The 25,373-nt window shown below is 63.3% G+C and carries 25 protein-coding genes and 1 pseudogene; 17 read left to right on the top strand and 9 right to left on the bottom strand.

Annotated elements, in window-relative coordinates; all coding sequences use genetic code 11:
* Position 1 precedes the first annotated feature (1 nt).
* From LB558_RS24740 to LB558_RS24725, 4 genes are all read right to left on the bottom strand, one after another.
* On the bottom strand, positions 2-1,081 hold the full coding sequence (locus LB558_RS24740; RefSeq protein ID WP_224699950.1) for an extracellular solute-binding protein: 1,080 nt from the start codon (positions 1,079-1,081) through the stop codon (positions 2-4).
* Between the two features lie 3 nt (positions 1,082-1,084).
* Positions 1,085-1,777 (bottom strand): helix-turn-helix domain-containing protein, encoded by a 693-nt coding sequence (locus LB558_RS24735; RefSeq protein WP_224699949.1) that lies wholly within the window; start codon positions 1,775-1,777, stop codon positions 1,085-1,087.
* A 130-nt stretch (positions 1,778-1,907) separates the two neighbouring features.
* A complete protein-coding gene (locus LB558_RS24730; protein ID WP_224700045.1) occupies positions 1,908-3,002 on the bottom strand; it encodes an ROK family transcriptional regulator in 1,095 nt (364 codons plus the stop codon).
* A gap of 57 nt (positions 3,003-3,059) precedes the next feature.
* Positions 3,060-3,710, bottom strand: a complete 651-nt coding sequence (locus tag LB558_RS24725) for an SGNH/GDSL hydrolase family protein (RefSeq protein ID WP_224699948.1) — start codon at positions 3,708-3,710, stop codon at positions 3,060-3,062.
* A 344-nt stretch (positions 3,711-4,054) separates the two neighbouring features.
* Between LB558_RS24725 and LB558_RS24720 the strand changes: the two genes are divergently transcribed.
* The 5 genes from LB558_RS24720 to LB558_RS24700 all read left to right on the top strand — a co-directional run bounded on the left by LB558_RS24720 (position 4,055) and on the right by LB558_RS24700 (position 9,402).
* Complete coding sequence (locus LB558_RS24720) at positions 4,055-5,134, top strand: substrate-binding domain-containing protein (protein WP_224699947.1); 1,080 nt, start codon at positions 4,055-4,057, stop codon at positions 5,132-5,134.
* A gap of 80 nt (positions 5,135-5,214) precedes the next feature.
* Entirely contained in the window at positions 5,215-6,726 is a 1,512-nt protein-coding gene (locus LB558_RS24715) for a sugar ABC transporter ATP-binding protein (protein WP_224699946.1), read from the top strand.
* Between the two features lie 8 nt (positions 6,727-6,734).
* Entirely contained in the window at positions 6,735-7,697 is a 963-nt protein-coding gene (locus tag LB558_RS24710) for an ABC transporter permease (RefSeq protein WP_224699945.1), read from the top strand.
* Positions 7,698-7,700: 3 nt separating this feature from the next.
* Entirely contained in the window at positions 7,701-8,654 is a 954-nt protein-coding gene (locus tag LB558_RS24705; protein ID WP_224699944.1) for an ABC transporter permease, read from the top strand.
* 64 nt (positions 8,655-8,718) lie between these two features.
* Complete coding sequence (locus LB558_RS24700; protein ID WP_224699943.1) at positions 8,719-9,402, top strand: SGNH/GDSL hydrolase family protein; 684 nt, start codon at positions 8,719-8,721, stop codon at positions 9,400-9,402.
* Positions 9,403-9,548: 146 nt separating this feature from the next.
* Here LB558_RS24700 and LB558_RS24695 read toward each other — a convergent pair whose 3' ends face one another.
* Positions 9,549-9,902, bottom strand: a complete 354-nt coding sequence (locus LB558_RS24695; RefSeq protein ID WP_224699942.1) for a hypothetical protein — start codon at positions 9,900-9,902, stop codon at positions 9,549-9,551.
* Between the two features lie 85 nt (positions 9,903-9,987).
* Complete coding sequence (locus tag LB558_RS24690; RefSeq protein WP_412033498.1) at positions 9,988-11,103, bottom strand: histidinol-phosphate transaminase; 1,116 nt, start codon at positions 11,101-11,103, stop codon at positions 9,988-9,990.
* Between the two features lie 130 nt (positions 11,104-11,233).
* Between LB558_RS24690 and LB558_RS24685 the strand changes: the two genes are divergently transcribed.
* The 8 genes from LB558_RS24685 to LB558_RS24650 all read left to right on the top strand — a co-directional run bounded on the left by LB558_RS24685 (position 11,234) and on the right by LB558_RS24650 (position 19,617).
* Entirely contained in the window at positions 11,234-12,007 is a 774-nt protein-coding gene (locus LB558_RS24685) for an SDR family NAD(P)-dependent oxidoreductase (RefSeq protein ID WP_224699940.1), read from the top strand.
* 200 nt (positions 12,008-12,207) lie between these two features.
* Positions 12,208-13,530 (top strand): histidinol dehydrogenase, encoded by a 1,323-nt coding sequence (hisD, locus tag LB558_RS24680; RefSeq protein WP_224699939.1) that lies wholly within the window; start codon positions 12,208-12,210, stop codon positions 13,528-13,530.
* Between the two features lie 15 nt (positions 13,531-13,545).
* Positions 13,546-14,568, top strand: a complete 1,023-nt coding sequence (locus LB558_RS24675; RefSeq protein WP_224699938.1) for a zinc-dependent alcohol dehydrogenase — start codon at positions 13,546-13,548, stop codon at positions 14,566-14,568.
* A gap of 32 nt (positions 14,569-14,600) precedes the next feature.
* Entirely contained in the window at positions 14,601-15,332 is a 732-nt protein-coding gene (gene hutC, locus LB558_RS24670) for a histidine utilization repressor (protein WP_224699937.1), read from the top strand.
* A gap of 109 nt (positions 15,333-15,441) precedes the next feature.
* The gene (locus tag LB558_RS24665) at positions 15,442-16,740 is read left to right on the top strand and encodes a hypothetical protein (RefSeq protein WP_224699936.1); all 1,299 of its coding nucleotides are present in this window, start codon (positions 15,442-15,444) and stop codon (positions 16,738-16,740) included.
* Between the two features lie 199 nt (positions 16,741-16,939).
* The gene (locus LB558_RS24660) at positions 16,940-17,947 is read left to right on the top strand and encodes an ABC transporter substrate-binding protein (RefSeq protein ID WP_224700044.1); all 1,008 of its coding nucleotides are present in this window, start codon (positions 16,940-16,942) and stop codon (positions 17,945-17,947) included.
* A gap of 100 nt (positions 17,948-18,047) precedes the next feature.
* Positions 18,048-18,815, top strand: coding sequence for an ABC transporter permease (locus LB558_RS24655; protein WP_224699935.1), 768 nt, complete (start codon positions 18,048-18,050; stop codon positions 18,813-18,815).
* A gap of 10 nt (positions 18,816-18,825) precedes the next feature.
* On the top strand, positions 18,826-19,617 hold the full coding sequence (locus tag LB558_RS24650; RefSeq protein WP_224699934.1) for an ABC transporter ATP-binding protein: 792 nt from the start codon (positions 18,826-18,828) through the stop codon (positions 19,615-19,617).
* A gap of 158 nt (positions 19,618-19,775) precedes the next feature.
* Here the strand turns inward: LB558_RS24650 and LB558_RS24645 are convergent, their stop codons facing one another.
* Together LB558_RS24645 and LB558_RS32965 are read right to left on the bottom strand one after the other, a co-directional pair.
* Positions 19,776-20,633: an alpha/beta fold hydrolase gene (locus LB558_RS24645; RefSeq protein ID WP_224700043.1), complete on the bottom strand. Its 858-nt coding sequence runs from the start codon at positions 20,631-20,633 to the stop codon at positions 19,776-19,778.
* Between the two features lie 117 nt (positions 20,634-20,750).
* Positions 20,751-20,930: pseudogene (locus LB558_RS32965) on the bottom strand (ATP-binding cassette domain-containing protein); the annotation flags it as partial.
* Positions 20,931-20,975: 45 nt separating this feature from the next.
* Here LB558_RS32965 and LB558_RS24635 point away from each other — a divergent pair.
* From LB558_RS24635 to LB558_RS24620, 4 genes are all read left to right on the top strand, one after another.
* Positions 20,976-21,998 carry an LLM class flavin-dependent oxidoreductase gene (locus LB558_RS24635; protein ID WP_224700042.1) on the top strand — a complete coding sequence of 341 codons (1,023 nt, stop codon included), beginning with the start codon at positions 20,976-20,978 and terminating at the stop codon, positions 21,996-21,998.
* A 43-nt stretch (positions 21,999-22,041) separates the two neighbouring features.
* Entirely contained in the window at positions 22,042-22,689 is a 648-nt protein-coding gene (locus LB558_RS24630; RefSeq protein ID WP_224699933.1) for a ThuA domain-containing protein, read from the top strand.
* Between the two features lie 130 nt (positions 22,690-22,819).
* Complete coding sequence (locus LB558_RS24625; RefSeq protein WP_224699932.1) at positions 22,820-23,065, top strand: hypothetical protein; 246 nt, start codon at positions 22,820-22,822, stop codon at positions 23,063-23,065.
* Complete coding sequence (locus LB558_RS24620) at positions 23,062-23,229, top strand: hypothetical protein (RefSeq protein ID WP_224699931.1); 168 nt, start codon at positions 23,062-23,064, stop codon at positions 23,227-23,229. Before LB558_RS24625 ends, LB558_RS24620 begins: the two co-directional genes overlap by 4 nt.
* 10 nt (positions 23,230-23,239) lie before the next feature.
* On the opposite strand, the gene LB558_RS24615 is transcribed toward LB558_RS24620, so the two are convergent.
* The gene (locus tag LB558_RS24615) at positions 23,240-25,261 is read right to left on the bottom strand and encodes an amidase (protein WP_224699930.1); all 2,022 of its coding nucleotides are present in this window, start codon (positions 25,259-25,261) and stop codon (positions 23,240-23,242) included.
* Positions 25,262-25,373 lie beyond the last annotated feature (112 nt).

Below are 25,373 nucleotides of genomic sequence, written 5' to 3'. Positions count from 1 at the left end.
CTCAATTGCCGGCCATCAGCGCCGTCCACTTGTCGGACGCGGCGGCGAAGTTGGCGACCCAGAACTTGATGTTCTGCTGGTAGCCGAGCTTGGCGTGGTCCGGCGTGTTGGTCAGGAAGGCGGCGACGGATGCGTCGACATTCGGCTGTGCCTCGTTGTTGATCGGCGAGTAGGAAGTCTGCTCGGTCAGGATTTCCTGTGATTTCTTGCCGAGATAGGCGTTGATGAGCGCGTAGGAGGCGTCGGTGTCCTTGGCGCCGACCGGGATGGTCAGTTGGTCCATGACGACCAGCCAGTCCTTCCACACCGGCGTGTAGGCAGCGCCATTCTTGACCGCCGTCATGGCGCGGCCGGTCCACATGATGATCATGTCGGCCTCGCCGGATTCGGCAAGCTGCTGGGATTCTGCGCCGGTCTTCCAAAAGATGGTGTCGGGACCGATCGCCTTGATCTTGGCGATGCCCTTGTCGATGTCGGCGGGCGTCATGGCGTCGACCTTGCCGCCGTCGGCCAGGATGGCCTGTTCGATCAAGCCGCCGAGCGGGCTGCCGCTGCCGTCGATGGCGCGGGTGCCGGGGAATTTCGCGGTGTCGAAGAAATCCTTCCAGTCCTTCGGCGGATTGTCCTTGTACTTGTCGTTCTTGTACATCAGGACCATGCCGTAGTTCATCGCCGGCACGCTGCACTCACCGACCTGGCCCGCCGGGATGTGCGAGATGTCGAGCTTGGTCAGGTCGAGTTTCTGGAACAGTTTGCCACAATGCACGAAGGGCGGAAAATCGTCCGTATCGACGACATCCCAGGTAACATTGCCCGATTCGACCTGCGCCTGGAGCTTGGCGATTTCGGTCGGCCCGTCGTTCAGCAGCTTGACGCCACTCTTGTCGACGAATTCCTTGAGGGCGGCGACCTGGCCGTCCTGGTAGATGCCGCCATAGGAGACGAAGGTCAGCGTCTTGCCCTTCAGCGACCCGTCCACCACGGTCCCGGCCGGCGGTGCGTTCTGCGCGTGAGCGGCTGCTGTAAGCAAGGCCAGTGCGGCGGCGCCGACGAACCCGGCCAATCTTGATCTGCTTCCCATTTTCTAACCCTCCGATGGCTCGCTGTTTGATTTTGGCAGACCGGTCGCGAGCGTTTTCCGGGCTACATATTGGTCGAGGTCGACGGCGCCGCTTGTCGGCGGCGCAATGATCCACAGCACTTCGGCCACCGTATCGCCGACATTGATCGTCCGGTGGGGCGTCGAGGTCGAATATTCGATGCTGTCGCCCTCTTCGAGGGTGAAGCTCTCGTCGCCGAGCGTCAATTGCACGCGTCCGCGCAGCACAAGGAACATTTCGCTCGCGTTGCCGTGCGTGTAGGGCACGTCGCCGGTCGAGCCGCCGACGGCGAACTCGCCGCAATAGACTTCCATCTCGCGGATCGGCCGGCGCGACAGCAGCGTCTTGCGGTAGCCCTCGCTGGTCGGCAGCGCCGGCCGCTCGGCGCTTGTCAGCACCGCGTGCGGCGACACTTCGCATTCGTCGAAAAGATCGGCGAGGCTGATGCCGAGCGCGTTGGCGATGAGCATCAGCGTACTGGTGTTGGCTCCCGAAAGGCCGCGCTCGAGTTGGCTCAGGAAACTGGCGGTGGTGCCGATCATGTCGCCGAGCTGGCGCAGCGTCAGGCGTCGCGTGGTGCGATAGGCCTTGATGCGATTGCCCAACACCGTCGAGCGGCGTGCTTCGGCGCTGGACGCGGCATTGTCGTTGAGAGCGTGATCCGCAGCGATTTTCATGGCGATCTCAGGGCTCACTTAACATGCTATTAAGTGATGCCTCCTGGCAAGCGGAATCGCTCGGTCACCTGAAAATCATCGATGGACCTGCAGGGGGCATGGTCGGACCGGCAATCCCGGTTCGGCTCGATCACTGGATCATGAAGCGCGAACTGAATGGCAGGCTTGCCGCGCCGACGGCCTTCGGGCTGATGGTGACGCGCGCCGGCAGCGCTTCGATGGCGGGGAATTCCCGGCCGATGTCGTCGCACAGGGCCTCGGCGATCTTTTGCGGGGCATAGCTGGACAGGACGACCGTCCTGAATTCGACAAACTGGGTCAGCGCGGAGATCGACGCTTTCAGGCGATTGGAGCATTCCCCCAGCCATGCGCCGTAGGCCTCGCCAAGGTCGGGCCATTCAGGGCTGCTGCTCCAGATGATTTCGGACGGTCGCCCGCGCATGGCCAGTTCGCTCTCCAGGCGCATCAGGCCGTGATCGAAGCTGGCGCTGGAGTTTCCCTTGTAGATCTGGTGGTTGAGGATGAGCCTGCTCTGCAGCCGTGCACCGAGATAGAAGAACAGATAGTCGTTGAGCGGCTTTGCGACGCCGAACATGCTCTCGCCGCCGGCTGCCGCGGTGATGTCGTTCTGCACGAAAACCGGCAGCTTGATCTGTTCCTCGATCTCAGCCTGCAGGGTCTTCAGCGAGGTGCTCGATCCGTTGCGGGTTGCAGCCATCGTGTCGACATCGTCGGGGACGGCCAGCCCGATGCCGGCGACCCGGCTGCGCGCCTCGACCGGCAGGCTGGTCATGGCTTGCCTGATCGCACCCAGCAGATCGCTGCTTTGCGGAAAGGGATTGGCTTCATCCGCCGGCAACTGCGTGTGGAAGCGCACGGTGCCGATGAAATCGATGAGCGCGATGTCGATCCTGCGCCGGCTGAAGCCGACGCCAACCGCATAGGCGCCTTCCGGGTTGAGTGAAAGCGGGATGGTGGGCGGTCCGACGCGGCCACGCTGCGCCTCGCCCTGCGAGACCAGGCCTTCCTGTTCCAGCGAGCGGACGATGACCGAGGCCGTCTGCGCCGAGAGGCCGGTCTTCTCGCCGATTTCCATTCGCGAAATGCCTTCGTTCTGAAGCAGCAGGGACAGCACCAGCCGCTCATTGTAGCTGCGGACGCTCAACGCATTCAGCCCGCTCGCACGATCGGCGATGCGCAAGGGATTGGGTGGTGCGAATCTCATGTCAGGCAAGGGTCGCCCCGTCGGTAAGAGCGCGTTGCCTGGCGGCGCTATGGTCGCTCATGTCGAGCGGCTCCAGCCGATGGCATCGACCGCGCGGGCAAGTGCGGTGCCCAGCAATCTGTGCGCCTCGGCATCGATGTGAAAGCCGTCCGCTTCGCTGCAGGACACCACCGAGCCGGCATCGAAAAAATGCAGTTCGAGCGAATCCGCCAGGACCTCGAACTCGAGCGCCAGCAGGCGCGATTTCTCCGGCGCGCCGGCGAAGATGGACTTCCATTCCTTGACGTCGTCCTGCATCGGCGGCGGCGCCACGATCATGATCTCGGGCGTCGAGCCGCCCGGCCCGGGCGCCAGCTCCTTGATGTCGTAGACGAGGCAGCCTATGCCCATGGCCACTTCCGACGGCGGTTTGTTGAAGCGGACCTTCAGGTCGTTGGTGCCGAGCATGATGATGACGAGGTCGAGCGTCGCATGGCTCTGCAGGCATGGGCGAAGATAGGTTCGGCCGTTCTTGTGTGCGCCCTCGATCGGGTCGTCGTGGACGGTGGTCCGGCCGCTCAATCCCTCCTCGATGACATACCAGTCGGGACCTAGCTGAGAACGCAATATGCCCGGCCAGCGCTCACCTGGACCATAGCGCTCGAGCGGCCCCCTGCCAGGGATCTGGCCGTGTGTGTTGGAGTCGCCGTAGCACAAGACTGATCGCATGGTTTTCCCGCCGGGACTGACAGCGCGCCGATGCCGGCGAGCGCCATTCATGATGGATAGAGGAGCGGTGAAAGGCAAGCAAGGGGATAGTCATTCAACATGACTAACTATTGACAGGTCGAATCCACTGTGCTTCTAAGGTGGCCGGAGGAGTTCTCAACCGTCATCATCGTCCAGCCCGGGTTGGGCCTCGCCACGCATGTGTTCGGGGGCGGGAGAATTGCGTGCATCGGTCGGTTTGCGACGACGAGCATGCATTGGGAGAGCGTCTCGCGGCCCGTACGCATTCGTACCGCCGGCCATACGAATTCGTAGGCCGGGGCAACCACAAGGAGGAGAGTTCAATGTTAGGATTGCTGAAAACCGTCGGTCTGGGAGTGCTCGTCGCATCAGCGCTCGCCGCTACGTCCCTGGCGCATGCGGAAGACATCAAGCTGATGGACGGCGTCGCGCCGCGCCCCGACGACACGCGCATGACCGCGGCCGGCGCGTTCAAGAAGGATCCGCCCTGGATCATTGGCATGAGCGACTTCGGCGTCAACGCAAACACCTGGACGGTGCAGGTGGCGCATGAGGCGGAGAACGCCGCGGCCAAGGACAAGCGCATCTCGAAATTCATCCTGCTCGATGCCGGCTTCGACCAGAAGAAACAGGTGGCCGACATCGAGGACCTGATCGCACAGCATGTCGACGCGATCATCGTTCAGCCGGTGACCAGCACGTCGGCCAATGCCAGCATCGCCAAGGCGGTCGCCGCCGGCATCCCGGTCATCCTTCACACCGGCCGCATCGATTCCGACGCCTACACCACAGAAATCCAGGGCGGCGCCGAGCATTTCGGCAAGGTGATGGGCGACTGGCTGGTGAAGACCGTCGGCGACAACGGCAAGATCTGGGTCCTGCGTGGCCTTGCCGGCCATCCGGAAGACACCAACCGCTACAACGGCCTGCTGGAATCGCTCAAGGGCACGCATGTGCAGATCCTCGCCGAGGAGCATGGCGACTGGCAGTACGACAAGGCCAAGAAGCTGTGCGAGACGCTCTATCTGAACAATCCGCAGGTCGATGGCATCTGGTCGTCCGGCGCCGACATGACGCGCGCCTGCGTCGATGTCTTCAAGCAGTTCGGCACGCCCATTCCGCCGATTTCGGGCGAGGGCAACAATGGCTACTTCGGCCAGTGGATCACGGATGGGTTCAAGTCGATCTCGCCCGAATACAGCCCCGCCCAGGGCGCTGCCGGCGTGCGCGCCGCTGTCGCTTTGCTCGAGGGTCAGCAGCTCTACAAGCGCTATGTCTACAATCCCGACGGATGGGACCAAGACAAGGCCAAAAAATACTATCGCGACGACCTGACCGCCAACGTCTGGTGGCCGAGCGAATTGCCCGAGGACAAGCTCAAGGAATATTACGGCAAGAAGTGACGGCGCCGTGGCTGGCGTGGAGTGCACAAGCCTTCCCGTAGGCCGTTCCATCTGTTGAATCCGGTTCGTTCGAGGGCTTCGTGACCAATCTTATCGAGATGTCCCACATTTCGAAGGCGTTCGGAGGGAGCAAGGCGCTCCATTCCGTTTCCCTCGATCTCAAGGCGGGCAGTGTTCACGCCCTGATGGGGGAGAACGGCGCCGGCAAATCGACGTTGATGAAGATCCTGGCGGGCGTGCATCAGCCCGATTCCGGCGAGATCTTCATGAACGGGGAGAAGCTCGATCTGAAATCGCCGCGCGCCGCGCTCGATGCCGGCATTTCGACCGTTTTCCAGGAGCATTCGCTGCTGCCCAATCTGTCGATCGCCGAGAACATGTTTCTCGGCCGGGAGCCGACGACACGGTTCGGCTCGATCGACTATCCCGCGATGTACATCCAGACCGCCAGGGCGCTTGGCGAACTCGGCCTTACGCTCGACCCGTCGCAGCTCGTTTCCAACCTGACCATAGCCGAGCGGCAATTCGTCGAGATCGCGCACTGCATCCAGGCGGACGCCGGCGTGCTCATCCTCGACGAGCCGACGGCGGCGCTCAACGCGGCCGATGTCGATGTGCTCAACCGCAACATCCGCCGCCTGCGCGATAAGGGAAAGGCCATCGTCTACATCTCGCATCGCATGGAGGAGATCTTCGAGCTGTGCGACACGGTGACGGTGCTGAAGGACGGCGCACTGGTCGGTACCAGGATGGTGCCCGAAATCACCACCGACGAACTCATCGCCATGATGGTCGGACGCGAACTCCAGGACCTTTTTCCCGATCGCACGGGCGAAAAGGGCGACGAGATCCTGCGCGTCGAGAACCTCAGGATCACCGAGACATCGCAGCCGCTGTCGCTGACTTTGCACAAGGGCGAGATCGTCGCCCTGGCCGGGCTGGAGGGGCAGGGCCAGCAGCGCTTCCTGAGATCGCTGATCGGCCGCTATCATCCCTTCGCCGGGACGATTTCCATCAACGGCAAGGCGCTGAAGATGCCGCTCCCGGCATCATCGGGCGTTCGCCATTTGCAGCAGCTGAAGGTCGGCTTCGTTCCCGAGGACCGCAAGGAAGAGGGGCTCTTTCTCGCTTTGCCGATCGCCCACAACATCGCCATCGGACTGCATTCGAGGCGACCCGAACTTGCGCCGGCGCGGCCGTATCGAAACGTCATCGCCCGCATGATGGAGGTCATGAATATCAAGGCGGCAGGGCCATCGGCGCCAGTCGGCTCCCTGTCGGGCGGCAACCAGCAAAAGGTTCTGCTCGGCCGGTATCTGGCCGCCGATCTCGATCTTCTGCTGGTGGAGGAGCCGACGCGCGGCGTCGACATCGGCGCCAAGTCCGAAATCTACCATCTGCTGCGCGACTTCACCCGCAAGGGCGGCGCCGTGCTGGTGCTGTCGCGCGAGACGATCGAATTGATCGGGCTCTGCGACCGCATCTACGTCGTCCATCACGACACGATCGTTGCCGAAATGCCGGCAGCGCAGGCGACGGAGCACAATATCCTCGACGCGGCCCTGATGGGCGGCTCCACGCGCCAGCATTAGGGGCCTCCATGCATCGTTCGCTTTTCAACATCCTGAGTGGCCGGAATACGCGGCAGGGCCTGTGGGGCCTGCCGCTGCTGGTCGCCTTGCTCATCTCGCTGTGGCTGACCGTCGAGACGACACAGTTCGCCACGGCCGAAAATCTCTTCAACCTGGTTGCCCAGGCGATGCCGCTGATCATCGCGGCCATCGGACAGCTCGTCGTCGTGCTCATTGGCGGGCTCGATCTATCGGTCGGCTCGGTCATCAGCTTCACCACCGCGGTGCTGGCGCTCGACCAGCCGGCGATCGTGTTGATCCCGGCGGTCTTCGTGCTGGCGGCACTCATCGGGCTGATCAACGGCCTGGCGATCACCCGCTTCAACGTCCATCCGATCATCGCGACGCTGTCGACGCAGTACATCGTGCTCGGCATCACGCGCATCTTGCGGCCTGTCTCCGGCGGCACGGTGCCGGAGATCGTCATCAATGCCGTCTCCGGCAGTTTCCTCGGCATTCCCTATCCGGTTTTCTGGGGCATCATCGTGATCCTGGCAGCGTGGAAACTGCTCTACGGATCCCGGTACGGGCTGCATCTGTTTGCGATCGGCGGCGGCATCTCGTCCGGCGCCGAGAGTGCTGCCCGCAACTTCGGCGTCTCCGACCGTCGCAACATCATCCTCGCCTATGTGGTCTGTTCCTGTTTCGCGGCCGTTGCCGGCGTCTTCCTGGCCGGGCGCATCGTGTCGGGCGATCCGAATGTCGGGCTGCTTTTCGAACTCGACACCGTCACCGCCGTCGCCCTTGGAGGCACCCAGCTCTCCGGCGGCATAGGCAGCCTGCACGGCACGGTGATCGGCGCGCTGGTCATGGCGCTGCTGGCCAATGGCATGAACCTCGCCAACGTCTCGCCCTTTGTCCAGACGGCGATCAAAGGCGGCATCCTGCTGGCGGTGGTCGGGCTGCAATCCCGCAAGAAGATGGGGCTCTGAAAGATGGCTGCCGTTCTCGCAAATCCGATCGCCCGGCGCCTGCTGCGCATACCGCCGTCCTATTTTGTCTTTCTCGTGCTGCTGGCGACGCTGTGGATCGCGCGGCCGAACATGCTCAACCTCAACATCATGGGTATCTTCGTCAGGCAGATCGTTCCGCTCGGCATCCTGGTGCTGGGGCAGCTTGTCGTCATGCGGGTGAAGTCGATCGACCTCTCCGGCGGCGGCATCATCCTGCTCATCAACTATTTCATCTCGTCGGGCACTTTCCCCGGCGCGTCGATGCCTTTCTTCGTCGTGCTGGCGCTCGCCACCGGCCTCGTCATCGGCCTGTTCAACGGCTTCATGATAGGGAGCCGGCGCGTGTCGGCGGTCATCGTCACGCTGGCGGTCAGCATCATCCTGGTCGGGCTGGTGCAGTTCCTGTCCAGCGGCAATCCGCCCGGCGATGTGCCGAAGCTGTTCAACGACCTCTACAACACGAAATTCCTGTCGGTTCCGACGCCGGTTCTGTTCTGGGTCCTGCTGACCGCTTTGGTGTGGCTGCTTCTGTCGCGGACCGTCTTTGGCCGCTACGTCGCCTCGGTCGGGGAGAATGCCGAAGCCGCGCATTTTTCCGGCGTGCCGGTCCAGCGCACGGTGATCCTTGCGCATACGCTGGCCGGCCTGATCGCGGCGATCGCGGCCTTGGTGCAGACCGGTTCAATCGCCGTCGGCAGCGTCCGTGTCGGTCTCGACCTGCCGATCCTGGCGGTCGCGGCAACCATCCTCGGCGGCGTCGTCTTCGGTCGTGGCGACGGCGGCGTCTGGGGGCCTTTCTTCGGGGCGCTGTGCTTTGCGCTGCTGTTCGTGGTGATGACGGTGCTCGGCATCGACGAGCCCGGCAAGCTCATCGCGCAGGGCGTCATCATTCTCGGCGCGGCAATCTTCTACGGAGTGCGCGTGCGAAACCCCTGACTTGAGACGGCGAAAAGCAAGTGCGCCAGCGTTCAGACAATTGCAAACAGATGGAGAAACATGGATGTCACCGCCAAAAAACATCATGTGCTACGGCGACTCGCTGACCTGGGGCTGGGTTCCGGTCAAGGAGGGGTCGCCGACCTACCGCTACCCCTATGACCAGCGCTGGACCGGTGTGATGGCGGCGGCGCTGGGGGAGGGGTACCACATCATCGAGGAAGGCCTGAGCGCGCGTACGACCTCTCTTGACGACCCCAACGATCCGCGCCTGAACGGCGCCAATTACCTGCCGTCGGCCATCGCCAGCCATCTGCCGCTGGACCTGGTCATCGTCATGCTCGGCACCAACGACACCAAGTCTTATTTCCGCCGGACGCCTTATGAGATCGCCAATGGAATGGCGAAACTGGTCGGGCAGATCTTGACCAGTGCCGGCGGCATCGGCACCCCTTATCCGGCCCCCAAGGCGCTGGTTATTGCGCCGCCGCCGCTGACCCCGATGCCCGATCCGTGGTTCGAGGGCATGTTCGGCGGCGGGCACGAAAAATCCAGGGATCTTGCCAGGCAGTACAAGGCGATGGCGGATTTTATGAAGATCGATTTCCTCAATGCCGGCGATTACCTCACCACGGACGGTGTCGACGGAATTCATTTCACCGCCGCAAACAACGCCGATCTGGGACGCGCGGTGGCCGGCAAGGTCAAGTCGATCCTCGAACCGGGCCAGGTCAGCACCGCCGCCTGAATCCGCCACGCCCGTAGGCTTGCGGCACACAGGCCCACGGCGCAGGTGTATCGCAGGTTCCTCCGGCGATACAAATCGATGCGGGGCCGAACGATGCGTTTGGCCCCGTATTGATGTGGCCAAGCCTCCGGCGGATGTGCGTCGATCTAGGGCTTTGGCGCCAGAGGGATATCATCGGCGGACGCTTTGGTTTGGCGATCGAAAACGACCGCCAGCCCGTTCTTGACGGCAAGCGAGGCGACCATGTTGTCGAGTTCGCGATCGGGAATGGCAGGTTTGAGGACGTGCCGGATGGCCTGATAGGCCTGCTCGGTCGACACATAGTCGTGGCGCTTTTTGCGCGCTTCCATATATTGCTCGATGAGAATGCCCAATCGGCGGGCGGCGATGTCATCTGGTTGCTGCAAGAGAGCCTCCTCAAGCGTCGATCGTTTGCAGACCCCAAAGATGTAAAAACCCACGCTACGAAAGTTAAGACCTGCGGTCGGCTTGAAGCTCAAAAAGATCCACCGCCTTCGTTGGACCAACCACGCCGCAGAGTGACTGGGGTGTCCGGACTGGTACAGCGCAGCCGCAAGGGGCAGGTCAATTGGTCAGTCCGTCCCGAATCCCGAGGGCGGCCATGAAGTGGTCGTTCTCCGAAGCCGAGCCGATGCTGACGCGCACATAGGTGTCGAAGCCTTGCTGCTTCCACGGTTTGACGATGACGCCTTGGCGCAGCAGGCTCTCGACGAAGACGGAAGCATCTTGCCGGCAGTTGAAGAACAGGAAATTGCCCCTGGAGGCGGCGACGTCGAGCCCCTTGCTCCTGAGGAAAGTCTTGACACGTGCTCTCTCCGCCGTGGCCAGCGCGACGACCCTGGCAAGATGATCCTCATCGGCCAATGCCGCCAGTGCGGCGGCCTGGGCCATGGCGTTGGCGTTGAAAGGTGTTCGGACACGGTCGAGCAGCGCGCGCAGTTCCGGGTCGCCGACGATGCCGAAGCCGATCCGCAATCCGGCCAGGCCGAATGCCTTGGAAAAGGTCCGTAGCACGATCCATGGCCGGTCGCATCGGCGTAGGTAAGGCAGGGACGACGTATAGTCGTCGCCCACGGCATATTCGGCATAGGCTTCATCGATGACGATCAGCGTCTCGTCGCTCGTCGCATCCAGAGCCCTCGACAGATCGCCGCCGGAGAGCCAGCTGCCGACCGGGTTCATCGGGTTCGAGAACAGCAGCATGCGCGGCCGTTCGCGCACCGCCTCGACCAGCGCATCGACATTGATGGTGAGATCGTCGTTGACGACAACGCGCTTGACGGTCGCCCCCATCAGCGTCGCGTAGTCCTCATGCAGCGGGAACGACGGATAGAGCGTGACGACGGCGTCGCCCGGCCGCAACACGGCACGGCTGATGATGGAGAGAAGGTCTTCGGAACCGTTGCCCAGGATAATCTGGTCCTCGGTGACGGCATATTTGTCGCCGATCGCCTGGCGCAGCTTGCGCCCGGCAGGGTCCGGATAGAGGCGGAACATCTCGGAGCCGGCATGCATCATCGTGGCAAGGGTCGGGCTGGGTCCGAGCGGATTTTCGTTCGAGCCCAGTTTGGCAATCCTGGCCGGCGCGTATCGTTGTTGCACCTCGTCAATGGTCAGCCCCGAATTGTAAGGCGACAGGCGGTTGACTTCGGTGCGGACCATATCCGAGGCTTTCGACACGGGCGGGCTCCTCTGCGGTGGATTCGTCATCCCGTACCCTAGCTGAGATAGTTTGTATATGCTTGTATATGTAACCTGATCTGGTAGTCTCGACGTTGAAGCGGAAATCGACACCGGCAAGGAGGATCACATGCGCAATGCTTCTCTCTTCGATCTCTCCGGCAGGAAGGCGCTTGTCACCGGCGCAAGCCGCGGCATCGGGCGCAGCATCGCCGAAGCGCTGAGTGCTGCAGGCGCCGACGTCGCGGTCACGGCGCGCAGCCTGGCCTCATTGCAGGACACAACGACAGCCATCCGCGCCGCCGGCGGGGTGGCGCACGCCATCGCTCTCGATGTCACCGATGTCGGCCGCTGCCGCGCAGCCACCGACGAGGCGGCCGGCCTGCTTGGCGGCCTCGACATTCTCGTCAACAATGCCGGGATGGAAGAGGTGCGGCCCTCGCTCGATGTCGACGAGGCGCTGTGGGACAGGATCGTCGACACCAATCTGAAGGGAGCGTTCTTCTGCGCCCAGGCCGCCGCGCGGCAGATGCGCGACGCCGGCCGGCCTGGCGCCATCATCAACCTGTGCTCGCTGACATCCGAAGTCGGCATTCCGACCGCGGTGCCGTATGGCTCGTCGAAGTCGGGCCTGCTCGGCATGACGCGGGCGCTGGCGGCGGAGTGGGCGGAGCTTGGCATAAGGGTCAACGCCATCGCGCCGGGCTATTTCAGGACCGCGATGACTGACGTTTTCTACAGCAACGAGGCATGGCAGCAGTCGATGCTGGCCAAGATCCCGCAGCGCCGTTTCGGCGATCTCTCCGATCTGCACGGCATCGCGGTGTTCCTCGCTTCGGATGCGGCGGCCTACATAACCGGCCAGTCCATTCCGGTCGATGGCGGCTTTCTCGCCTCGATCTGATGACGCGGTTTGTCTCCGCAGTTTCGACGGGAAGGACGATGGAAAAATTGCTGGCGACCGTCATACATACATGTATATACTTTTACCCCAGTGAAGCCTCTCGACGGCTTTGATCCTTGTCCGGGTCGGCCTGTCGGCCGATATGGCCGACCTGCGCCAACCGTCCTTGCGTTCCAAGAGTTCCAGGAGAACGAGCAGCCATGTCCGACATCAGTTTCCACGATTTGTCATCCGTCGATGCCGACCAGCGCGCCGGTCTGCTGAAGCGCGCCGAGGCCGATCTGACGGTCTTCGTCGAGAAGGTCCGGCCGATCATCCAGGCCGTCAAGGACGAAGGCGACGCCGCCTTGATCCGCTTCGCCAGGGAACTCGACAAGGCCAATGTCGCCGAGGGCGAACTGCAGGTGTCGGAAGCCGAGTTCGACGCGGCGTTCGACAAGGTGGAAAAAGACGTCGTCGAGAGCATCCAGTTCGGCATCGACAATATCAGGCATTTCCACGAAGAGCAGAAGCCGGAAACGATGTGGCTCAAGGAAGTCCGGCCGGGCGCCTATGCCGGCGACCGGTACACGCCGATCGCGTCCGTTGCGCTTTACGTTCCGCGCGGCAAGGGCGCTTTCCCGTCGGTGACGATGATGACGTCGGTGCCGGCGGTGATTGCCGGCGTGCCGCAGATCGCCATCGTGACGCCGCCGACATCGGATGGGTCAGTGGATGCTGCAACGCTCGTCGCCGCGCGCCTCGCCGGCGTCGGGACTGTCTACAAATGCGGGGGCGCGCAAGCCGTCGCCGCCGTCGCCTACGGCACGGAGACGGTGAAGCCCGCGCTCAAGATCGTCGGCCCCGGCAGCCCGTGGGTGGTGGCGGCCAAGAGCGTCCTGTCCTCGGTAATCAACACAGGCCTTCCGGCCGGCCCGTCGGAAGCGATCATCTTTGCCGATGACAGCGTCGACGGCGGCCTTGCCGCGCTTGATCTTCTCATTGAAGCAGAGCACGGGCCGGATTCCTCGGCCTATCTGGTGACGCACAGCCGCAAGGTCGCCGAAGCCGCCTTGGCTGCACTTCCGGAGCACTGGTCGCGGATGACCGAGCAACGTGTGGAGTTCTCGCGGGCGGTGCTGACCGGGAAGCGTGGCGGCATCGTGCTGACGGCGTCGCTGGAAGACAGCTACCGCTTCATCAACGATTATGCGCCCGAACATCTCGAGATCCTGTCGAAGGAGCCGTTTGCGCACCTTGGGCGCATCACCGACGCGGCCGAGATCCTGATGGGTCCGCACACGCCGGTGACGCTGGCCAACTTCGTGCTTGGACCCAATGCCGTGCTGCCGACCAGCCGCTGGGCGCGAACCTACGGGCCGCTTTCGGTGACGGATTTCGTCAAGCGCTCGTCGGTCGGCTATGTCACCTCGACTGCCTATCCGGAACTTGCCCTGCACGCCCGCAGGCTCGCCCGCTACGAGGGCTTCAGCTCGCATGAGAACGCGGTCTCGGAAATCCGCGACCGCTATCTCGCCGGCTGAGCGGAAACGATCGCGATGAAGGCCGCTCGACTTTATGGACCCGGCGATCTGCGCGTCGAGGAGATCGCCGCGCCGGGCGCGCCGGATGCGGGCTGGGTGAAACTCAGGGTCGACGCCGCCGGCATCTGCGGTTCGGACCTGCACAATTTCCGCACGGGCCAGTGGATAAGCCGGTCGCCTTCGACGGCCGGCCATGAGCTGACCGGCACGGTGACTGCCATCGGCGCGGGCGTCGATACCGTCGCCATCGGCGACAGGGTGGTTGCCGATTCCCGGTTCTGGTGCGGAGACTGCGCGCAATGCCATGCCGGCAGGCGGCATCTCTGCGCGTCACTGGGCTTCGTGGGAGAGATCTGCGACGGCGGCTTTGCCGAACAGGCGGTGCTGCCCGCACGGCTTTTGCATGTCATCGATGCCGCGCTCGACGAGCGGGTAGCGGCGATGGCCGAGCCGCTGGCGGTGGCGCTGCACGCAGTGCGGCGGCTACCGAAAATGGCAGGCGCCGTGCTTGTCGTCGGTTGCGGGCCTATCGGCGGTCTCGCCGCTCTGCTGCTGTCGCGGACCTTTGCCCCCGTGCTCGTCGCCGACCGCAACCAGGCTCGCAGCGCCCGCGTGGCGCGGGTGACGGGTGCCACGATTGTCGATCTGAACCGGGATGCCATTGCCGCCGCAACCGCCAATGCCCCGCTGCTCGCGTCCATTGAGGCGACGGGCAGCGTCGCGGCCCTCAATCAGCTGCTCGGCGTTCTCGATCCCGGCGGCACGGTCGCCATGGTCGGAATCTTCCATGACCGGCTCGACATCGATCCCAATAGTCTGGTCGAACGCGAGATCGGGTTGCTGGGATGCCACGCCTTTGCCGACGAACTGCCCGAGGCCGTTCGGATGCTGGGTGAATTGAGCGGGCCGCTGCTGGCGCTGATCGACCAGGAGATCAGCCTGGACGACATTCCGACTGCCTATGAGCGGCTGTTGGCGGGGCGCAGCGACGGATTGAAAACAATCATCCGCATGCGGCAACCTGTCGAGCAGTCGTGATTTCCGATGAATCGCCGGAAAGGACTTTTGACATGATCACTTTGCCCGACACGGCCAGCCCTCTCTACGAGAAGGTAAAGGACTACATCCTGGCGAACATCGGAACGGGCCGGTGGGGCAAGGATCGCAAGCTGCCGTCCGAGAATGAGTTGGTGGCTTCACTCGGCGTGTCGCGGATGACGGTCCATCGGGCTCTCAGAGAGTTGACCTCGGCGGGGTTCCTGATCCGTCTGCAAGGTGTGGGAACCTTCATCGCGCCGCCGCGGCCGCAGTCGACGCTGATCGAGATCAACAACATCGCAGCCGAGATCGTCGAGCGCGGCAACAGGCATCGTTCCGAAGTCCTCGTCCTCGAAACCATCATGCCGACAAAGGAGCTGGCGCTGTCGTTCGAGTTCGCAAAGCGTGTCTCGATCTATCATTCCGTCGTCGTCAATTTCGAGAATGATTTGCCGGTGCAGCTCGAAGAGCGCTTCGTCAATCCGAGCCTCATCCCCGACTATGACAAGCAGGATTTTTCGAAGACTGCGACCTATGACTACCTCATGCAGAAAACTCCGGTGACCGAGGTCGAGCATATCATCTCGGCAATCCCGGCCGACGCCGAGACGGCGCGGCATCTGGGCATCGATGTCGGCGCCTGCTGCCTTTTCCTGCACCGCCGGACATGGACGGGCGCGGTGGTGGCGACGATCAGCAAGCTGACTTATGCCGGCAGCCGCTATTCGCTCGGCAGCCGCTATTCCCCTTCAAAAAGCAGCTAGCGGAAGCAGGTCGAATGCAAGTCGGAGCGGTTTCGCTGCTAGTGTATATACATGTACTGATGAGAACGGCTCCGCCCTCGGCGGACGAACTGGCCGGAAGGAGCGACAGATGACGCCGACACCGAGCCGCACGGCGCGGATCCGGGCACTCGCGCAGCATGATGTTACCGAAGCACAAAGCGCGCTGGCGGCATTGCTGGGCGACCTGTTCGCGATGCGCCCCCGCAATGTCCGCATCAACTTCGATAAATACAGCCTCAATTCGTTGAACGGCTTCTTCGAAGACGACGGCAACCCCTACTTCTTCAAGTTCCATCAGGAGGAGCGGGAAGAGGCGATGACGGGCGAGTATTACCGCGCCGAGATTCTGTCGCGCGCCGGCCTGCCGGTCGACCAACCCGTGCATATGTCGGCCCAGCCTGGCGAGCAGATCCTTGTCTATCGCCGCCGCACGGATCCGAGATTTTCGGATGTGCTGTTCGCGCTGGATGCGCAGGACGATGCCGGCAAGCGGCAAGAAGCCGTTCTTGCCGAGCGCGACCTGTCAGCCAGGCTGCTCAAAGTCTATCTCGAGACGCTGCACCCGGTGACTGTCGAAGACGTAGCGGCGGAGCCGATCCACAGGCTGTTTCATGAGCGGCTGATCGATGCCGGGACACGCTTGTCGCCAGGCGGCCGGCTGGCCGATTTCTACGTCGGCAAGCCGTTCGTCTTTCCCGGTGCGGAACTGGATTGGGATCGGTTTTCCCGGCTGAAATTCGTCATCAACGGCCAGCAGTACACCGATAGCGTTGGTGAGCTTTTCGATGGCGCGGCGGTGCGCTTGCGGCCGGACCGGCTTGCCGATGCAGGCGGCGTGGTCGCGCATGGCGACGCCCACAACGCCAATGTCTGGTACACGGCGAAGGCGGGGAGGGCGGAGCTGTCCTTCTTCGATCCGGCCTTTGCAGGCTCGCATATCCCGACGCTGCTGGCGGAGGTGAAGGCGACGTTCCACAACATCTTCGCCCATCCGTTCTGGCTCTATGATCCGGCGACCGCGACAGAGGCTTTTCGCGCCCAGGCGCGGCTGGACGGAAACCTGCTACATGTCGACACGGACTGGGACCTGAGCCCGGTTCGTCGCGATCTGCTGGAAGTCAAGGCGATCGCGCTGTGGCTGCCATTGCTGCTGGAACTCAAACGGCGCGGCATGCTGCCGGCCGATTGGCGCTCAGTGCTGCGGGCAGGGCTTTTCCTGTCGCCGACGCTGGTCATGAACTTGCGCGCCGGTGCGCGCAGCCACACGCCGGTCTCTTCCCTCATTGCCTTCTCAGTCGCGGTCATGGTCGGCAGCGAACCCGTTGCCGGGGCCGATCGGGTGACAAGTTTCCTCGACCGGATCGATCCGGAAAAGGGCGAAAATTGAGTCCTTCCAACTTGTATATGCATGTATGTATTTTAGCCTTGACATCCGCGCCCGCTGACGCTGAAATATGTCAGCACTTCACCATGAAGTGGCAGGTAAGACGCCGAGGCACAGTGCCGCAAGAGCAGAAACCCGCAGTCTCACCAGACCGGCTACCTCAGTTGGAAAAGCGGTCTGATCATCAAGGGGAACAAAGATGATGCGTAACCTAACAGGACAATTTCGCGCGCTCGTGATGGCCGCCGCCATCGGGCTCGCCGCCGCCCCGGCAGCCTACGCGGCCGATGCGGCCATTCCCACCACGCCCGAGGCAGGAGCGTTCAAGATCGGCATCGAGCCCTGGCTCGGCTATGGCCAGTGGCATGTCGCCGAGGCCAAGGGCCTGTTCAAGACAAACGGGCTGAACGACGTCCAGATCGTCAACTTCGCCGAGGACAAGGACATCAATGCCGCACTTGCAAGCGGCCAACTCGACGCCGCCAACATCGCCACCCACACGGCGATGGGCATGGTTGCGGCCGGCCTGCCGGTGAAGATCGTGCTGCTGCTCGACGTCTCCATGACGGCCGACGCCATCATCGCCGGCAAGGACGTCACCTCCATCGCGGACCTCAAGGGCAAGCAGGTCGCCTTCGAGGAAGGCACGACGAGCGACATCCTGCTCAAATACGCGCTCGCCAGGAACGGCATGTCGATCGACGACGTGAAGCCGGTTCCGATGCCGGCTTCCGATGCCGGCAGCGCCTTGATCGCCGGCCAGGTACCGGTCGCGGTGACCTATGAACCGTACCTCACCGTCGCCATGGCGCAGAACAAGGACCTCAAGCTGCTGTTCACCGCCGGCGAGGATCCCGGCCTGATCAGCGACGTGCTGGTTGTGCGTGACGAGGTGATCAAGTCGCGGCCCGGCCAGGTGCTGGCCATGATCAAGAGCTGGGACGCGGCGCTCAAGGATTACAATGCTGATACGCCCGGCGGGCGCGCCATCATCGCCAAGGCTGTCGGTTCGGACGTCAAGGACCTCAACACCGCCTTTGACGGCGTGCGCTACTACTCACTCGCCGAAAACAAGACGGCGCTGATAGGCGACTTCACCACCAAGACCTTCGCCGATGTCGAAGCCGCCGCCAAGAACGCCAAGCTGCTGCAGGCCGATGTGACGCCGGAGCAGATGATCGACCCGGCCTTCGTCAAGGCGGCGGAATGATCAAGGCCGGATCGCGGTGGTGACGCGGATGCCCGGGGAGCGACCGGCGCCAGGACCGATCGCGAAACCGGCGAGGCGCCGCCGATCCTCCGGGATCGGCGTGCCCATCGCCAGGTCGCGCTTCCTGACGATCGCGGTGGCCGTGTTCGTTGGGCTGGGCCTTGCCTGGTGGGCGGCGACCGGACTGGGGTTGGTAAAGCCGATCTTCCTGCCTTCGCCGGGCAGCGTCGCGACGCAGATGGCCAAGCTCGCTGCCGACGGCACGTTGTGGCTGGACCTCAAAGCCTCGATGTATCGCATCTCCATCGGCTTCCTCATCGCCTCGGCACTGTCGATACCGATCGGCGTGCTGATCGGCAGTTTCCGTTCCTGGGAAGCGGCCATCGAGCCGCTGGTGGATTTCATCCGCTACATGCCGGTCGTCGCTTTCGTGCCGCTCTCCATCCTTTGGGCCGGCACAGGCGATTCGCAGAAATTCCTGATCATCTTCATCGGCACCTTCTTCCAGCAGGTGCTGATGATCATGGACAATGTGAAACGGGTTCCCGCCGATTTCATCGGCCTTGGGCGCACGCTCGGCCTGCCGGATCGCAAGATCCTGACGCGCATCGTCGTGCCCAGCGCCTTGCCGGGCATCTGGGATACGCTGCGCATCAGCCTGGGTTGGGCATGGACGTGGCTGGTGCTGGCCGAACTCGTCGCCGCGACTTCGGGGCTTGGCTATCGCATCACCGTGTCGCAGCGCTATTTCCAGACCAACACCATCATCGGCTACATCCTGCTGCTTGGCTTGCTCGGCCTCATCACCGACCAGGTGATGAAGGCACTGGAAAAGGTGCTGTTCAAGCAAGAGGGCCGCTCGCAATGAGGTCCAGCCGATGAGCCCCCCCAAATTGCGGATCGCCGGTCTCCACAAGAGCTTCGGCACCGGCGAGCGGCGCGCGGAAGTGCTGCGCGACATCAACCTCGATCTTGCCGACAATGAGTTTGTCTCCCTGGTCGGCACGTCGGGTTGCGGCAAGAGCACGCTGCTGTCGATCGTGGCCGGACTGCAGGACTTCGATGCCGGCGATCTCAGCATCGATGGCGCGCCGATCCTGCAGCCTGGTCTCGACCGTGGCGTCGTCTTCCAGTCCTACACGCTGCTTCCCTGGCTGACGGCGCGGCAGAACATCGAATTTGCCCTCAAGGCCGCCGGCTACGATCGCGCGACCTGCCGCAGGATCGCGCTGGAACATCTCGAACTCGTCAAGCTGTCGGACAGCGCCGACCGCTATCCGGCCGAACTCTCGGGCGGCATGAAACAGCGCGTCGCCATCGCGCGTGCGCTCTCCTATCGCCCCAAGATGCTGTTGATGGACGAGCCCTTCGGCGCGCTCGATGCCTTGACCCGGCATCAGATGCAGGAACTGCTCACCCAGATCTGGGAGGAACACAGGTTGACCGTCCTGTTTGTCACCCATGACGTGGAGGAGGCCGTCTATCTGTCGGACCGCATCGTCGTCATGGGGATCGGCCCGGGACGCATCACGCGGACCTTCAACGTCGATATCGAGCGCCCGCGCCGCGAAGAGGTGATGGAAAGCCCGGTATTCATGGATCTGCAGCGCGGCGTGCACAAGGCCATCCGCGAAGGGTCAAAACGCCCCGAAATGGCATCGGTGGGGTGACGCATCCGCGCCCCGGAACGATTGCGTGCCTGTGATGACTCGGGACGTCGTGTCTATGGCGCGGAGTTCTCAGGTCGGATAGGCTGCAGATTGATTGCGCCAAGGGCGGGAGCATGCTTTCCAGCTGACCGAGGCCGGGGCCGCCCTCGGAGTCGGCTTTAAGGACGCAAGAAAGCCAGGATTTCTGTCGCGAGCGCATCTGGCGCCTCCTCAGCCATATGGTGTCCACAGGCGATGCCTTTCCCCTGCAAGCTTGTCGTCCACGGGCGCCATACGCCGAGAACATCGCCATAGAGTCGTTCCAGATCATCGCGCATCGACCATAGAACCATGGTGGGACATTGGACCCGTCGGCCGGCCGTTCGGTCATCCGCGTCGTGCAGATGGTCGATCGAGAGGCCGGCCCTATAATCCTCGATCATCCCATGGATGACACGAGCGTCGAGAATTGCGGCTGTGTAGTCAGCACACGCCTCCGCGCCCATCTGATCGCCGGAACCGCCATACCAGGCTTGCGGGTTGGCCATGATCGCCTGTTCCGGCTTGTCGGGCTGTGCAAAGAAGAACCAGTGCCACCACTCGGCAGCGAAGCGGGCGTCGCATCGCTCAAGCGCCTCCAGGATAGGAACGCCGTCCAGAACGATGAGATGCGTTATCGCGGCCGGGTGATCCATTGCCGTGCGGAAAGCGGTGTAACTTCCGCGATCGTGCCCGGCGACGGCAAAGCGGTCAAAACCGAGATGGCGCATGAGCGCGACACAGTCTCTCGCCTTGGCGCGCTTGGATGAGCCTGCATGGTCATCAGTGTCCTCGGGAATCGAGGACTGCCCGAAACCGCGGAGATCGGGGCAAACCACCGTATGGTTTTGCGCGAGCAGCGGCGCAACCCGGTGCCAGGTGGCATGTGTACGCGGGTGACCATGCAGAAGCAGGATCGGCGGTCCGGACCCGCCGTGCCTGACCCGAAGCGCCGCTTCGGGCAACTGAATTGTCTCAAGTCGAAAACCGTCGAACATCAAGGTGTTAAACCGTGGCCGTTGTCGGAAGTTCCAGTGTCCTGAGAACGGGCGACATCCATCAGGCAGGTAACCAGACGGGGCCTCTGGTCATGTCGCCTTGCCGGCCGCCGCGTCCGTGGCCTCGTCGAGCACCAGGATCTTGGCGTCGGCCACCAATGCGCGCGCAAAACTGATCAGCTGGCGCTGGCCGAGCGAGAGATTGCCGCCGCGCTGCTCGAGTTCGGTATCGATGGCACAAGGCATCGGCGCCTTCGAGAACATCGATGCATGAGCCTTATCGGGCGCGTCGAAAATCTCTTTTCCATTGAAGCCTGACGCGCATCCTTATATCGCATGGCTATGAAGAAAATCGGTTTCCTGTCATTCGGGCACTGGACGCCCTCGTCGCAATCGCAAGTGCGCTCGGCTTCGGACGCGCTTTTGCAATCCATCGACCTCGCCGTCGCCGCCGAGCAACTGGGCGCGGACGGGGCGTATTTCCGCGTGCATCACTTCGCCCGCCAGCTCGCTTCGCCATTCCCGCTGCTGGCAGCCGTCGGCGCCAAGACCAACCGCATCGAAATCGGCACCGCCGTCATCGACATGCGCTACGAGAACCCGCTCTACATGGCCGAGGATGCAGGTGCGGCCGACATCATCGCTGGCGGGCGCCTGCAGCTTGGCATCAGCCGTGGCTCGCCCGAGCAGGTGATCGATGGCTGGCGCCATTTCGGCTACGCGCCGCTGGAAGGCAAAAGCGACGCCGACATGGCGCGGCATCATGCCGAGGTCTTTCTCGAGACGCTGCGGGGCGAGGGGTTTGCCCAGCCCAATCCGCGGCCGATGTTCCCCAACCCGCCCGGCTTGCTGCGGCTGGAGCCGCATTCGGAGGGTTTGCGCGAGCGGATCTGGTGGGGCGCGGCCACCAACGCCACGTCGGAATGGGCGGCGAAGCTCGGCATGAACCTGCAGAGTTCGACGCTCAAATTCGACGAGAGCGGCAAGCCGTTCCACATCCAGCAGGCCGAGCAGATCCGCATCTATCGCGAGGCCTGGAAAGCCGCCGGCCACAAGCGTCAGCCGCGCGTCTCGGTCAGCCGCAGCATCTTCGCGCTGGTCGACGATCGCGACCGTGCCTATTTCGGGGGCGGCAACGAAAGCCGCGACCAGATCGGCTTCATCGAGGAGAACACCAAGGCGATCTTCGGGCGCAGCTACGCGGCCGAGCCGGATGTGCTGATCAAGGAATTGGCGCAGGACGAGGCGATCGCCGAGGCCGACACGCTGCTGCTCACCGTTCCGAACCAGCTCGGCGTCGACTACAATGCGCATGTCATCGAGGCGATCCTGACCCATGTCGCTCCGGCGCTGGGCTGGCGCTGACGCCGGATCGATCGAAGCGGAGTGCTACCAAGGGAGGTACACCATGCCAAGGAAGGCCTTGATCGCCTGGGGCGGCTGGGAGGGCCATACGCCGGGGCAGAGCGCGAAGATCGTTCGCACCTTGCTTGAGCGAAACGGCTTCGACGTCACGCTGGGCGAGGGCACGGCGATGTTCGCCGATCCGGAGCTTGCTTCCTTCGATCTCATCGTGCCTGTCATCACGATGTCAAAGATCGAAAAGACCGAACTGCAGAACCTGATGCATGCGGTTCGCGGGGGAAGCGGGCTCGGCGGTTTCCACGGGACGATGGGCGACAGTTTCCGCAACGAGCCCGACTATCAGTTCATGACCGGCGGCCAATGGGTCGCGCATCCCGGCAACATCATCGACTATCACGTCGCCATCACCCGGCCGGACGACCCGATCACTAAAGGCATCAGCGATTTCGCCTACCGGTCGGAGCAATATTACATGCATGTCGACCCAAGCAACGAGGTGCTGGCGATCACCACCTTCACCGACGCGCATTTTCCTGGGATAGGCGGCGTCGTCATGCCGGTCGTCTGGAAACGGCGCTATGGGGCGGGGAAGGTTTTCTACAGTTCCCTTGGTCACACGGCAGGTGAGTTCGCGGTGCCGGAAATGGCGCTCATGGTGGAGCGCGGTTTGCTTTGGGCGGCGCGGGACTAGCCTTTGTCAGTCACCAAATTGCGAAAGGCGAGCGGCGAACCGTGGAGGCAGCGGTGTCTGAGTCCCTGCAATGGCTAGAAAGCCGGCCGCTGTCGAACTACCATTCGGTGAACAACAAAGGGGGGATGGAATGGATCATCAGCGGACAGTATTTTTGGTCGGAGGGGGCACGGGCGGAGACGAGGAAGCCGTGTTTACACTGCATGTAGAGGGCGCCGTCTGCAGCCTGACATGCGGCTACCGGGACAAGGTGATCAGGGCCGAAGAGGAAGACTTTTTCGAAGCTCTGTTCCAGATTCGTCAGGGCCTCGAAGCCGATGGTTTGCTGCCCTCTGCTACGGGGCGAGTGCCAATGTCTATCCCGAAAATACAGTGATGGAGAAGAGTCGCGGATTGATGGCCTGCAAGGTGAAAATGGGACAATTTCCCCAAGAGACGGATCTGGTCGATATATTTGACGACGGCGTCGACGTGGTTCCGGTTTTCGTCAAGATGCAGCAGGAATTTTGGGAAGAATGGCTGGCATCTCTGCCCTCCTAGTGCCCAGCACTCACTTTATCCCGCCGGTGACCGCAAAGGCGCCAGTGGTGCGCCCATCCTCCAACCGCACCACCGCCGTCACGATCGAACCGTACGAGCCGCGCCAGGCGCTGTGCAGCCGCTGATGCTCTGCGGCCGGGACGAGTGCGCGGCCGCTGAAGCGCGCACCGCTTCGATGCAGCGCAACGGCCTCTCCGTTGACATGCACCCTGACGCTAGCCGTTTCGGCGGCCTCGCCGGGCAGGTTTAGCGTGATGACGATCTCGTCCTGATCGCCGGAAGCTTGCGTCTCGGCAGCAAGCACTATTGCAAGCGGAGGCGCCTTGCTGTCGCCGGCTCGGGCGGGGCGGCCTGAAAATATATCGTCGGCAAGTTCTGGCGTGCGCGGCGGGCTGGCGCGGCGCTGCGTGGCACGTTCGAAATCACCGGCCATGCGCAACAACCTGACATCATCATAGGCCTTGCCGGCGAAAGTCAGGCCGACCGGCATGCCGATATCGGCCATGGTGCCCATCGGCACGGTGACGGTGGGGATGCCGAAATGGCGCCAGACCAGATTGCCGTTGGCGACCCAGGTGCCATTGCGCCAGGCAAGGGCGGCGGACGCCTCGTCGATGTCTGCATCGGCCGGTCCGACATCAGCGGCGGCGGGCAGCACCACGGCGTCGATGCCTTGCGCGTCCAGCCAGTCCTCGAAATCGATCCGCCTTGTTGCTTCGAGGCCCTTCAGGCCTTCTTCAATCGTCGGGATTTCCGTGATGGGCGTGACGCCGGACCGCGCCCGCTCAACATACTCCGCCAGGTCGAAGCCGCCCTCATAGCGGTCGGCCAGCGTGCCTGGCGGCTGCGGAAAGATCTTTGGGCCATCGACCGAAACGAGATCGGGCAGCGCCGGGTCGGCATTGGCGCGCAGGAAATCGTCCCAGCCCCAGATGCAGAGATCCCAGAGTTCGCGCTCGGCGAAGTCCTGCGGCACCAGCCCGCGCTCGACCATGGTGCGCGCGCCGGGGCGGTCGCGCTCGTAGTTGGAGACGACGGGGAAATCGACCTCGATCACCTCGGCGCCAAGCCGCGTGAGATCGGCCGCCGCCTGTTCCCACAGGGCAAGCACCGACGCGCGGGTTTCGATCGTCGCATCCGCCTCGCTGTCGTGGCCGATATACATTCTGGGCACGCCCAGGCGCTTGCCTTTCAGCGATCCTGCCAGCGTGAGATCGGTATAGCGCGGCGGCCGCACGTCGGAGCTTTTCGGTAGCTTGATCCAGGGCTGCGCGCGCCAGAAATCGCCTCGCGTCTCGGGGTCGTCGGCGACGATGATGTCGAGCAGTTCGAGCACGTCGGGTACGCTGCGCGTATGCGGCACGACGACATCCATGGTCGGCACCAGGGGCCAGTTGCCGCGCACCGAAATGACGCCGCGCGACGGCGTGTAGGCGACCAGCGCGTTGTTGGTGGCCGGCGCGCGCCCGGACGACCATGTTTCCTCGCCAAGCCCGAAGGCGCAGAAGCTGGCCGCTGTCGCCGTGCCGGAGCCATTGGACGAGCCCGATGCGAAGGCGGCGGTGAGATAGTCGCCATTGTACGGACTTTCGGCGCGGCCATAGACGCCGCGCTGCATGCCGCCATTGGCCATCGGCGGCATGTTGGTCAGCCCGATCAGCACGGCGCCACCGGCCCGCAGCCGGGCGATGGTGAAGGCGTCCTCATTGGCAATGAGATGCTCGAAGGCCGGCGAGCCGGCGGCCACCGTCAGGCCTGATACCTTGTAGCTGTCCTTGGCGGTGTAGGGGATGCCGTCGAGCGGCCCGAGCACGGTGCCGTTGCGGCGGCGCTGGTCGGAGGCCGCCGCCTCCTCAAACATGTGGGGGTTGAGCACTGGGACGGCATTGAGGCTGATGCCGTGCCGGTCGAAATGCGCGATGCGCCTAAGATACGCCCCGACCAGTTCGACGCTGGTGACGGTGCCGCCATCGAGCGCGAGGCGCAGTTGGTCGATCGTCGCCTCGACGAGATGAAGGCTGGCATCGGTCATCACGGATCCCACATTTCCACGCGCCATGGATGAGCGAGGCCGCTGGCTTAGGCAAGAGGCTATCGCGGTCTTCTCCGGAACTTTTGTCCGGCTGGCGGTTTTGGATGTATGG

The sequence above is a fragment of the Mesorhizobium sp. CO1-1-8 genome (assembly GCF_020164875.1).
Taxonomy (GTDB): Bacteria; Pseudomonadota; Alphaproteobacteria; order Rhizobiales; family Rhizobiaceae; genus Mesorhizobium.
Note: the sequence above shows the minus strand (reverse complement) of the source record. Positions and strands in the feature narration are given on the sequence as shown.